The sequence below is a fragment of the Streptomyces sp. NPDC089919 genome (assembly GCF_040684615.1).
Taxonomy (GTDB): Bacteria; Actinomycetota; Actinomycetes; order Streptomycetales; family Streptomycetaceae; genus Streptomyces.
On the sequence record NZ_JBFBGK010000002.1, the window covers coordinates 113,582 to 124,943 of the forward strand.

The window sequence follows — 11,362 nt, forward strand, 5'->3', positions numbered from 1 at the left end:
GCCGCACGCGGCTCATCGTTGCGTCTCCTTCAGGGGCAGCCGCGCCACCACCCGGAAACCACCGTCCGGGCGGGGACCGGCCTCGATCGTGCCCCCCAGCGCCCCGGCCCGCTCGCGCATCCCGGTCAGACCGGTGCCGCTGCCGCCGGCGTCCGAGCCGGTGGCCGGCCCCGCGTCGTCCACCCGCAGCTCCAGGGCTCCCGGGACGCGGGCGAGGCGGACCAGCGCGGTGCGCGAGGCGGAGTGCCGGACGACGTTGGTCAGCGCCTCCTGCACGATCCGGAAGGCCGCCAGGTCGGTCCCCGGCGGCAGTGGCCCGGCCGCGCCCGCCGACTCCACCTCGACGGCCAGTCCCGCCGCCGCGGCCTGCGCCACCAGCTCGGGCAGCCGGTCCAGCCCGGGAGCCGGGGCGCGCGGGGCCGCGCCCGGGGTGCGCAGCGCCTCCAGCACCTGCCTGACCTCGCCCAGGGCCTCCTTGCCGGCCGCCTTGATGGTGGTCAGCGCGGCCCGGGCCTGCTCGGGGTCGGAGTCCAGGAGCGCCAGCCCCACCCCGGCCTGCACGTTGATCACCGAGATGCTGTGGGCGAGGACGTCGTGCAGCTCCCGGGCGATCCGCAGCCGCTCCTCGTCCGCCCGGCGGGCGGCGGCGGCCTGCCGCTCGGCCCGCTCCCGCGCCCACCGCTCCCGCCGTACCCGGACCAGCTCGGCCGCCGCGAAGACCGCCACCACCCAGGCCAGCGCGCCCGCCTCCGGCTCCCAGGGCGCGGGGCCGTCGCCGGCCGGCGGCAGCCACCGGTAGAGCCAGTGCGCGATCGCGAGGTGCCCCGCCCACAGCAGGCCCACCGCCGTCCACGCCGCGTACCGGTGCCCGGCCGCCACCGCGGACAGCGCCGCCAGCGCCACCGCCAGGAAGACCGGCCCGTACGGATAGCCCCCGGCCAGATAGGCCAGGGTCACCGCGCTGACCCCGAAGACCACCGGGACCGGGTACTTCTCCCGGCCCAGCAGCAGCAGCGGGCCGGCCAGCAGGAGCAGGCGGGCGAGCACGTCCAGCGGCCGGGCCCCGGTCTGTGCGTGCGCCGCCCAGCCGGAGGCGGCCTGCGCCACCACCGCCACGACCAGCGCCGAGCGCACCGGCAGGCCGCCGTGCCGCCGCGGCCGCTCGCGCTCCCGGTGCTCCCACCGCTCGCGCCGCTCCCACCGCCCGCGCCGCCGCCCGGGGCGGGGTCCCCGCTGGTCTTCCATACGGCCACGCTAGAGGCCGGTCCCGGTCCGGCGCGTCCGCCGGGCGTCGTGGCCCGGCGTACTCCCGGGGGAGTAGGCACCCGTGCGCCCCGCGGGGCACTCGGGACATCCCGGCCGGGGCATGGTCCGTTGGCACCCCAATGGCCGAAGGCCTACCGGAATACCTGGGCCAATGGCACAGCGATCCGGGCCCGGCTTGAGCCATGGGCCCTCCGGATGATTATGTGTGGTGTAACCACATACTTTCGGCGCCGCGCAGCGCCGGGCCGGCGACGAGGCCGGACCGGACCGCGGTGCCTTCGTCGTGCCTGCGCCGCCCACCACCCCCGGGCCGGCCGGGGCCCGGCGAGCAGCAGCACGAGGGGGGCGGCCCACCGCCGTGAAGAGGATGTTCGTGGCTCCGGATCCGGGGCACCTGAGACTGCGCACCGCGAGCCGCGCCGTGATCGGCGTGGGGCTCGCCGTGACCGTCGCGGAACTGGCCGGCTTCTCGCTCACCGCCTCCATCACCGGAGGACTGGCGGCCCTGCTCGCCCTTTTCACCGTCACCGACGCGAGCGTGCGCGCCCAGGCGTGGACCACCGCGCTGCTGCCGGCCGCCGGCTTCCCCGTCCTCGCCCTGGCCACCGCCCTGCACGGCGTACCGACGGCCCGGGACGCGGCCTTCGTCGCCGTGGTCTTCTGCGGGGTCTACGCCCGCCGCTGGGGCCCGCGCGGCCACGCCCTCGGCATCTTCGCGTTCATGAACTTCTTCATCACCCAGTTCCTGCACGCCGTCCCGGCCCAGCTCCCCGAGCTGTACTCGGCCGTCGGCCTGGCGCTGGGCGCCGCGGCCGCGGTCCGCTTCGTGCTGTGGCCCATCGAGCGGCGCACCCCGCCCGCCGCCGCACCGCCGCCGCTGCCCGGCCGCGGCCTGGCCCGGGCCACCACCCGGCAGGCCTTCCAGGCCACCGCGGCCTGCGCCGCCGCCCTCACCATCGGCCAGGCCGTCTCCGACGTCCGCTGGTACTGGGCCGTCGGCACCGCCTGGTGGATCTTCGTCAACACCGCCTCCCGCGGCGAGACCCTGGTCCGCGGCTTCCGCCGGGTCCTCGGCACTGTGGTCGGCATCGTCGTCGGCCTGCTGGTCGCCCTCCCGCTGGACGGCGCACCGGTGCCGACCGCGGTCCTGGTCGCCCTCTGCGTCTTCGGCATCTTCTACACCGCCGCGGTCTCCTACAGCTGGATGATGCTGGCCGTCACCGTGATGGCCGGACTGCTCTACGGCCTGCTGGGCGTGCTCACCCCCGGCCTGCTGGTCCTGCGGCTCTCCGAGACCGCGGTCGGCGCCCTGTGCGCCGGGCTCGCCGTGGTGCTGCTGCTGCCGGTCACCACCCACGCCACCAACGCCGCCTGGATCGGCCGCGCCCTGCGCTGCGTACACGCCGCCACCGCCGAGGCGGCCGCCCGGCTGGCCGGCTCCCCGACCGCCGACCCCGCGCCGCACGCCGCCGAACTGGAGCTGCTGCTGGCCCGGGTCCGGATGGCGCTGGCGCCGCTGGTGCACCCGCTCAGCCCCTTCCGCGGCCGCAAGGCGCGGGCCCGCCAGGTCATCGCGCTGCTCGACGAGTGCGCCCGCGAGGTGCGCGGGCTGGCCGTGGTCGCGGCCGACCCGGACGCCAGCCACGACGCCCGGCTGGCCGCCGCCTGCTGGCGGGTCGAGGCCGCGGTGGAGGCCCTGACCTCCCCCGGCGCCGCTGCCGCGGGCAGGGGGGACCGCGCCGCCGAGCCCGCCGCCGGGCACGCCCCGGCCGGCGCCCCCGCCCTGGTCCACCTGCACGGCCTGGAGCGACTGCTCACCCAGCTCGACGCCCCGCTGAGCGCCGACCCCCGGCCGCGGCTGATCCTCACCCGCTGACCGGCCCGCCGCCCGGCGCGTACGCCCCCGCCCCTTCCGGGTGGGGGCGTACGGCGTCTCAGGCCCCGGCCGCCTGCCCGGGGCCGGCCAGGTGGCGCCAGAGGAAGGTGTGGCTCAGCGCCTCGTTCCACGCCGTCTGCTCGTGGTCGGTGGCCCCGCCGTGGCCGCCGCCCACGTGCTCGTGGAAGTACACCCGGTGGCCCAGGTCGCGCAGCCGGGCCGCCATCTTGCGGGCGTGCCCCGGGTGCACCCGGTCGTCCCGGGTCGAGGTGAGCAGCAGCAGCGGCGGGTACGCCCGCCCCGCCTCGGCGTTGTGGTACGGCGAGAGCAGCGCCAGGTGCTCCCGGTCCGCCGGGTCGTCGGGGTCGCCGTACTCCGCCGTCCAGGAGGCTCCGGCCAGCAGCTTGTGGAAGCGCAGCATGTCCAGCAGCGGCACCGAGGCCACCACCGCCCCGAACAGCTCCGGACGGCGCACCAGCATCGCGCCCATCAGGAGCCCGCCGTTGCTGCCGCCCTCGATGCCCAGCTCCCCGGGAGTGGTCACGCCCCGGGCCACCAGGTCCTGTGCCACCGCCGCGAAGTCCTCGAAGGCCCGCGGCCGGTCGGCCCCCAGCGCCGCCCGGTGCCAGGCCGGCCCGTACTCCCGGCCGCCCCGGATGTTCGCCACCGCGTAGGTGCCGCCCCGGGCGAGCCAGGCGCGGCCGGTGACCGCGCTGTACCGCGGCAGCTGGGAGACCTCGAAGCCGCCGTAGCCGTACAGGAGCGTCGGCGCCGGGCCGCCGCCCTCGGCGCCGACCACGAAGTACGGCACCCGGGTGCCGTCGGCCGAGACCGCGAAGTGCTGGCGCACCCGCATCCCGTCCGCCTCGAACCGCGGTGGGGCCTCCTTGACCACGACGTGCCCGGTGCCCACCTCGCCCCGGTACAGCGCGGCCGGCTGCAGGAAGCCGGTGACCGCGAGGAAGTACTCGTCGCTCTCGTCCTCGTCGGTGTCCGTGACCAGCGCCGTGGTCAGCGGCGGCAGCTCGCCCAGCGGCTCCCGGGACCAGCCGTCCGGGCCCGGGGTGAGGACGTCCAGGCGGCTGGTGACGTCGGCCAGCGAGCGGACGATGAGGTGCCGGCGGGTCCAGGCGTGCCCGGCCAGCGCGGTCCGGTCGTCCGGGGTGAAGAGCACCGCCGCCTCCCTGCCGCCGGCCAGGAACTCCTCGAAGCGGAAGGCCAGCAGGCTGCCCGCCGGGTGCCCCAGCCAGGGGGACTTGGGCGTGACCACCAGCCACTCCCGGTGCGCGTACGCGCCCGCGTCCTGCGGCACGTCCACCGGCCGCAGCTCCCCGGACGGGCCGAGCAGGAAGAGCTCGCTGCGCCAGAAGTCCACCGCCCGGGAGACGAAGTGCCGCTCGAAGCCCGGCGTGTGGTCCCGCCAGCCGGTCACCGACAGGTCCTGCGCGGCCACCTCGTGGACCGGCTCGGCGGCGGACAGCGGCGTGCCGCGCCGCCAGCGGCGGACCTGGCGGGGGTACCCGGAGGCCGTCAGGGTGTCCGGACCGAAGTCGGTGCCGATGTAGAGGTGGTCCCGGTCGATCCATGAGACCCGCGTCTTGGCCTCCGGCACCCGGAAGCCGTCGGCCACGAACTCCTTGGTCCCCAGGTCGAACTCGCGCACCACGCAGGCGTCCGCGCCGTCCCGGGAGAGCAGCACCAGCGCGTGCCGGTGCGCCGGGGGCAGCACCCGGCTGCCGGCCCAGGCCCACTTCTCGTCCTCCGCCGCGGCGAGCGCGTCCAGGTCGAGCAGCACCTCCCACCGCGGCTCCGGCGTGCGGTACTCCTCCAAGGTGGTGCGCCGCCACACCCCGCGCACGTGCTCCGCGTCCTGCCAGAAGTTGTACAGGTGCTCCCCGCGCCGGGTGACGTACGGGATCCGGCCGTTGTCGTCCAAAACCTCCCGTACCTCGTCGACCAGTGCTCCGAAAGCGGAACCACTGGTCAGGGCGTGCACCGTCTCGGCGTTCCGGGCCCGCACCCAGTCCAGCGCGGCCTCGCCCTGCACGTCTTCCAGCCACAGGTAGGCATCAGCCTCAGCATCGTCGCTCACCCGACTATTCTCGGTGTTCGCCGGGGCGCACGCGCCGCTTCGCGCCACCTGTGAGCGTGAATTCCGGCGGGCTGCCGTACACGCCTGACCTGCCGCATGTACAACGGGTGCTTGTTCACAGCACATTCATCCGGCATGTACAGGGTGGATCTGGCCGGTCAGGGGGTAACCGCCCGGAATGGAAATACTGCAGCAGCGCTCGACGGTCGCTCAGGTGTGGGCAGCGGCCGAGGAGTTCATCAGACTCCACCACAGGGAGAACCCGGAGGCGGGCAGCCCGTTCAAGCGGCTCGCCCAGGTCCGGGACGAGATAGAGACCACCGGCAGCTACCGCCACACGCCGCTCGAGCTCGTCCACGGAGCCCGGGTGGCCTGGCGCAACAGCAACCGCTGCATAGGCCGCCTCTACTGGAACTCCCTGCGGGTGCGCGACCACCGCGAGCTCACCGGTGCCGACGAGATAGCCGCCCAGTGCGTCGAGCACCTGCGCGAGGCCACGAACGCCGGGCGGGTACGCCCCACGATCACGGTCTTCGCCCCCGACACCCCGGAGCGGCCGGGGCCGGTCATCTGGAGCGAGCAGCTGATCCGGTACGCCGGGTACGCCTGCGCGGACGGCACGACCCTGGGCGACCCGCGCAACGCGGGCTTCACCGCCGGGGTGCGCCGGCTCGGCTGGCCGGGCGGGCCCGGCACCCCCTTCGACGTCCTGCCGATGGTCGTCCAGGGCTGCGACGACAAGCCCCGCTGGTTCGAACTCCCGCCGGACGCCGTGCTGGAGGTGCCGATCGAGCACCCGGAGGGCGACCGCTGGCGGGACTGGGGACTGCGCTGGCACGCCGTCCCGGCGATCTCCAACATGCGGCTCGAGATCGGCGGCGTGAGTTATCCGGCCGCCCCCTTCAACGGCTGGTACATGGGCACCGAGATCGGCGCCCGCAACCTGGCCGACACCGACCGGTACGACCTGCTGCCGGCGGTGGCCCGGCGGCTCGGCCTCGACACCTCCAGCGACCGCTCGCTGTGGAAGGACCGGGCGCTGGTGGAGCTCAACCGGGCGGTGCTGGACTCCTTCGACCGGGCCGGGGTCACCATCACCGACCACCACACCGAGGCCCAGCGCTTCATGACCCACATGGAGCGCGAACGCCGCAAGGGCCGCGAGGTGGGCGCGGACTGGTCCTGGATCGTGCCGCCGATGTCCGGCTCGACCACCCCGGTCTTCCACCGGACCTACGAGGACACCGAGAGCAGCCCCGCCTACGTCCACGACGCCGGGGCCCAAGCGCGGGCCCAGGGCCACGATTTGGTCTAGACCTGCTACGGTCGGCGGCACGGACCCGCAGGACAGCGACCGGGTCCGCAGGAGACCGAGAGGGGTCAGACCGTGGCGGAGCAGACCGGGCCGCAGGGCGCGGCGGGCGCGGGGGCGCGCGCGTACATCGGATCGTTCACCTCGACGGGCGGCCGGGGCATCACCGCCGCGGCCGTCGACCCGGCGACCGGCGGGCTCACCCCGCTCGGCGCCACGGACGCCCTGGCGGACCCCTCGTACCTGGCGCTGGACGCGGACCGGCAGGTGCTCTACGCGGTCAGCGAGACCACCGCGGGCGCGGCGGGCGCCTTCGCGCTCGACACGGACGTGCCCCGGCTGCTCGGCGGACCGGCCCCGGTCGGCGGCGCGGGCCCCACCCACCTCGCGGTCGCCGGGCCCTGGCTGCTCACCGCCAACTACACCTCGGGTGGGGTCAGCGCGCTGCCGCGGGGGGCCGACGGCACGCTCTCGGCGCCGGCCGCGGTCCTGGACCACGCCGGCTCGGGACCCGACCCGGACCGCCAGCGGGGGCCGCACGCCCACCAGGTGCTGCCGGACCCCTCGGGGCGCTGGCTGCTCAGCGTGGACCTCGGCACGGACTCGGTGTGGATCGCCGCCCTCGGTCCGGCCGGCACCGCCCCGCGGCCGCACGCCGAGACCGCGCTCACGCCCGGCAGCGGGCCGCGCCACCTGGCCTTCCACCCCTCCGGCGCGTACGTCTACGTCCTCAACGAGCTGACGCCCACGCTGACGGTCTGCCGGTTCGACGCCGCGGCGGGCACGCTGACCGTCCTCGACGAGGTGCCGGTGGTACCGGAGGAGGCCTCGGAGTACGTACGGGGCTACCCGTCGGCCCTGGTGGCCTCCCCGGACGGGCGCCACCTGTGGGCGGCGGTGCGGGGGCACGACACGATCGCGGTGCTGGCGGTGGGGGAGGCGGGGGAGCGGGTGGCCCTGACCGCCACGGTCTCCTGCGGCGGCGTCTGGCCGCGGGACCTGGCCCTCGATCCGGCGGGCCGGCGCCTGTACGCGGCCAACGAACGCTCCGGCGACGTCACCTGGTTCGACCTCACCCCCGAAGCCCTCCCCACCCCGAAGGGCACCCTCCCCCTCCCGTCCCCCACGTGCGTGGTCTTCACGTAGCGGGACCCCGCGCCCACCGGTGCAGTGGCCTGCCCAGCCAAATCCAGCCCCGCCGGCGTTTGAGGCGCGGGGCCCGGGGCGGAGCCCCGAATCCTGGGCTCGGCCGCCCTTTGCGTCCCGCCGCGCCGGGCAGCTCGGCGGGGCTGGGTGTACGCCGCACCAGGCAGCGGCGCTGCGCTCCGGGAGGGAGGGTACGGCCGGGGATGTGGCGAGGCCCGCCCCGGGGAGGGGCGGGCCTTGGGGTACGGGGAGTCAGCGGGTGGCGGGCTGGGGGATGCCCAGGGCGGCCGCGTACTGGGCCACCGCCAGCTTGCCCAGCGCCGGGTACGCCCCCAGCGGCTCCGCACTCGCGCAGTCGGCCTCCTTGCAGGCCGTCTCCAGCAGGCCCTCGGCCGCCTCCGGCCCGATCACGTACGGCGCCAGCGCCAGCTGCAGCGAGCCCGAGCCGCGCAGCTGCTCGGCGACCGCGGCCACCGACCCCTCCTGGTCCAGCGCGGCCGCGATCACCGGTACCGCCAGCCGCGCAGCCAGCAGCATGCCGGTGATGCCGGCGGCCTGCACGGCCTCCGCCCCGCCGACCGTACCGAGGATGATCCCGTCGGCCGCGGTGGCGACCGTGAAGAGCCGGGCCCGGTCCGCCCGGGCCAGCCCCGCCTCGGACAGCCGGACGTGCAGCGCCTCCGCGAGCAGCGGGTGCGGGCCGAGCACATCGGCCAGTTCGACCGGGGCCGGGCTGTCCATCAGGGCCTGGCGGATCAGCCGCAGCTGAGCGCTGTCCGGGCCGGCCAGCAGCGGCACCACCACGGCGGCCGGCCCCTCGGCGGCGGCGGTCTCCTGCCCGGCGGCCCGGGCGAACTCGATCCGGGCGGCCCGGGCGGCGGCCACCGCGCTGAGCACGGCGGACAGGGTCGGGTACTCGGAGCCCTCGGCGTCGTCACCGTCGACGTAGCCGATCAGGGCGTCCAGGCCGGGCAGCTCGGAACGGGCGATGCTCAGGGTCTCCTCCGCCAGGGACCGCGCCGCGGGCGACGGGACACCGGGCACGGCGAGCACCAGCGCAGGTGCGCCCTCAGGGGCGACCGCAGGCTCGGGGCGGCGGTGCCGTCCGGTCTGACGGGGGCGCGGCATTCGTACGGGCAGGCCAGCGGGCCCAGTGGGGGAGCTCATGGCGCCGCATGCTACTGGCTTTGCGGCACCCGCTGTTCGGGCAGGGTCCACCAGGGCGGCATCTGTCCGTATTTATCCGTTGAAGTTCAGATACGCTCAACTCACGGACGGCAAGCGCCAGTCCACGGGCTGTGCACCCTGGCGCACCAGCAGGTCGTTCGCCCTGCTGAAGGGGCGGGACCCGAAGAAGCCCCGGTCGGCGGACATCGGGGAGGGGTGCGCGGACTCCACCGCGGGCAGCTGCCCCAGCAGCGGCCGCAGGTTGCGTGCGTCCCGCCCCCACAGGATGGAGACCAGTGGCGTACCGCGCGCCGCGAGGGCCCGGATGGCCTGCTCGGTGACCGCCTCCCAGCCCTTGCCGCGGTGCGCGGCCGGCTTGCGCGGGGCGGTGGTCAGGGCGCGGTTGAGCAGCAGGACGCCCTGTCTGGTCCAGGGGGTCAGATCGCCGTTGGCCGGCCGCGGCAGCCCCAGGTCGCCGTGCAGCTCGCGGAAGATGTTCTCCAGGCTGCCGGGCACGGGGTGGACCTCGGGCGCCACCGAGAAGGACAGCCCGACGGCATGCCCGGGGGTGGGGTACGGGTCCTGCCCCACGATCAGCACCCTGACCTCGTCGAAGGGCTGCTGGAAGGCGCGCAGGACGTGCGCCCCGGCGGGGAGGTAGGTGCGTCCGGCCGCGATCTCCGCGCGCAGGAAGTCGCCCATGGCGGTGATCTGCCCGGCGACCGGCTCCAGTGCGCGGGCCCAGCCCGCTTCGACGATCTCGTTCAAGGGTCGTGCTGCCACGCTGCGTCACTCTACTGGTCGATCATGGCGGGGCGTACCCGGGCCGATGGGGGCAGGCTTGACGACCGTGACCGCCGACCGTTCCGCGGCCCGTTGCCGACCGGGATCGATTCATCCGGACCGGTGATGGCCGGATCGGGCGGTTACTTGATCGTATGGAGCGAACCGGGGTTGACTGCGAGCACCCGTTCATGACGCGAAGGGCACCCCCGTGCGCGAGGCGACCGTCGACCACCTGTCCCCGCTCGACCTCGCCTTCTGGCGGATGGAGTCCCCCGACCACCCCATGCACCTGGCCGCCCTCGTCCGCTTCACCGCCGACGGGCCGGACGCGGCGCAGCGGGCGCTGGAGGAGCTGACGCGACGCGCCGCCGGGGTGCCGGGGCTGCGCCGCCGCATCCGGGACGTGCTGCTGCCGGTCGGGGCGGCCCGCTGGGCCCCGGACCCCGGCTTCGACCCCGCCCGGCACGTCGGCCTGGTCCGCACCACCGCCCACGACCCGCACCGGGCCGCCGGGCCGCTGATGGCCCGGCCGCTGGCCCGCGACCGGCCGCCGTGGGAGGCCCACGTGATCGCCGGGCCGGACCCGGCCGGCTTCGCCGTGCTCTTCAAGTTCCACCACGCCCTCGCCGACGGACTCGGCGCCCTCGCGCTGGCCGCCGCCCTCTTCGACGAGGCGGACCAGGCCCCGGCCGCGCCCCGCCCCGCGTCCCCGCCCCGGGGCAGCCGGCCGGGCCCGCGCGTCCCGGCCGCGGACCCCGGCTCCCGCCCCCTCCCCGCCGCCTGGCCCCCGGCCGCCCTGCGCGCCCTCCCCGGCGCCCTGGCCTCCCCGTCGGGTCTGCGGGCCCTGCCCGGTGCGCTCGCCACCCGCTCCGGTCTGCGGGCCCTGCCCGGCGCCCTGGCCTCCCGGGTCCAGGACCTCGGCCAGGCCCTCGAGATCGGCGCCGCGGTGGCCCGCTCCGGGCTCCCGCTCGGCGTCCCGGACGGCCTGACCACCCCCGGTACCCACGCCGGGGAACGCAGCACCGCGGGCGTCGCCCTGCCGCTCGACGAGGTGAACCGGATCCGCCGGGCCGGCGGCGGCACCGTCAACGACGTCCTGACGGCCGTGGTCGCGGGCGCCCTGCGCCGCTGGCTGACCGGCCGCGGCGAGCAGGTCGACGGGGCCGGCCCGCGCGCCCTGATCCCCGTCTCCCGCCGCCGGCCCCGCGGTACCGCCGGCGCCGGCAACCGGCTCTCGGGCTACCTGATCCGCCTGCCGGTGGCGCTGCCCGAGCCACTGGACCGGCTCGACGCGGTCCGCTCCGAGATGGACCGCAACAAAGAGGCCGGCCCCACCCGCGGGGCGGGCGCCGTCGCCCTGCTCGCCGACCACGTCCACCCGCTCGGCCACCGCCTCGGCGGCCCCCTCCTGGCCCACGCCGCCCGGCTGCTCTTCGACGTCCTGGTCACCAGCGTCCCGCTGCCCGGCCTCACCCTGACCCTGGCCGGCAGCCGGGTCGCCGAGGTGTACCCCCTCGCCCCGCTGGCCAGCGGCCAGTCCCTGGCCGTCGCGGTCTCCACGTACCAGGGCACCGCCCACTTCGGCCTGGTCGCCGACACCTCCGCCGTCCCCGACCTCCCCGCCCTCGCCCAAGCCCTCCACGACGAACTCGCCGACCTCCTCAGAGCCGCCGCCTGACCGCCGCACCCGGTCCCCCAACTCCGGGAGGGCAAGGTT

At 76.3% G+C, this 11,362-nt stretch carries 8 protein-coding genes; 4 read left to right on the forward strand and 4 right to left on the reverse strand.

Annotation, left to right across the window (positions count from 1 at the left end; translation table 11 throughout):
• Window positions 1-12: 12 nt before the first annotated feature.
• Window positions 13-1,245 (reverse strand): sensor histidine kinase, encoded by a 1,233-nt coding sequence (locus tag AB0O40_RS01600; RefSeq protein ID WP_365034474.1) that lies wholly within the window; start codon window positions 1,243-1,245, stop codon window positions 13-15.
• 388 nt (window positions 1,246-1,633) lie between these two features.
• On the opposite strand from AB0O40_RS01600, the gene AB0O40_RS01605 reads away from it, so the two are divergent.
• Window positions 1,634-3,142 carry an FUSC family protein gene (locus AB0O40_RS01605; protein WP_365034476.1) on the forward strand — a complete coding sequence of 503 codons (1,509 nt, stop codon included), beginning with the start codon at window positions 1,634-1,636 and terminating at the stop codon, window positions 3,140-3,142.
• Between the two features lie 58 nt (window positions 3,143-3,200).
• Here the strand turns inward: AB0O40_RS01605 and AB0O40_RS01610 are convergent, their stop codons facing one another.
• Window positions 3,201-5,234: a prolyl oligopeptidase family serine peptidase gene (locus tag AB0O40_RS01610; protein ID WP_365034478.1), complete on the reverse strand. Its 2,034-nt coding sequence runs from the start codon at window positions 5,232-5,234 to the stop codon at window positions 3,201-3,203.
• Window positions 5,235-5,412: 178 nt separating this feature from the next.
• Between AB0O40_RS01610 and AB0O40_RS01615 the strand changes: the two genes are divergently transcribed.
• Together AB0O40_RS01615 and AB0O40_RS01620 are read left to right on the forward strand one after the other, a co-directional pair.
• On the forward strand, window positions 5,413-6,549 hold the full coding sequence (locus tag AB0O40_RS01615) for a nitric oxide synthase oxygenase (protein WP_365034480.1): 1,137 nt from the start codon (window positions 5,413-5,415) through the stop codon (window positions 6,547-6,549).
• Between the two features lie 72 nt (window positions 6,550-6,621).
• Window positions 6,622-7,692, forward strand: a complete 1,071-nt coding sequence (locus tag AB0O40_RS01620) for a lactonase family protein (protein ID WP_365034482.1) — start codon at window positions 6,622-6,624, stop codon at window positions 7,690-7,692.
• A 252-nt stretch (window positions 7,693-7,944) separates the two neighbouring features.
• Here the strand turns inward: AB0O40_RS01620 and AB0O40_RS01625 are convergent, their stop codons facing one another.
• Window positions 7,945-8,859, reverse strand: a complete 915-nt coding sequence (locus AB0O40_RS01625) for a hypothetical protein (protein WP_365034483.1) — start codon at window positions 8,857-8,859, stop codon at window positions 7,945-7,947.
• A gap of 96 nt (window positions 8,860-8,955) precedes the next feature.
• Window positions 8,956-9,642 carry a uracil-DNA glycosylase gene (locus AB0O40_RS01630; protein WP_365034485.1) on the reverse strand — a complete coding sequence of 229 codons (687 nt, stop codon included), beginning with the start codon at window positions 9,640-9,642 and terminating at the stop codon, window positions 8,956-8,958.
• A 211-nt stretch (window positions 9,643-9,853) separates the two neighbouring features.
• Between AB0O40_RS01630 and AB0O40_RS01635 the strand changes: the two genes are divergently transcribed.
• Window positions 9,854-11,323: a wax ester/triacylglycerol synthase family O-acyltransferase gene (locus tag AB0O40_RS01635; protein WP_365034487.1), complete on the forward strand. Its 1,470-nt coding sequence runs from the start codon at window positions 9,854-9,856 to the stop codon at window positions 11,321-11,323.
• Window positions 11,324-11,362 lie beyond the last annotated feature (39 nt).